Source organism: Oleiphilus sp. HI0067, from assembly GCF_001635735.1.
Genome location: NZ_LWFI01000697.1, coordinates 1 through 231 on the forward strand (window position 1 = coordinate 1; position 231 = coordinate 231).

General features: G+C 46.8%; 1 protein-coding gene. It reads right to left on the minus strand.

The window, feature by feature from the left end:
• A partial coding sequence (locus A3739_RS07855; protein WP_197472174.1) for a metal ABC transporter permease occupies positions 1–231 on the minus strand: 231 nt, incomplete at both ends.

The following is a 231-nucleotide window of genomic DNA, read 5'->3' on the forward strand; positions in this document are numbered from 1 at the left end:
ATGAAGGCGTGTGTTGATGCGCTGGCTGTGTGCTACTTCAGGTGATATCGCGACCAAATAAGCGTGGTTGCCATAGTGATAAGCCAGCACTGCAACGATGCTACAAATAATCACCAACATCACTAAATCATTCACCGTAGTGACGAGAATGGAGCCAAACATCACTTGTTCTATCAAGTGAGCGTTGACGTGTTTTGCAACATACAAAAGCAGAGCTGCCCCTAAGGCGAG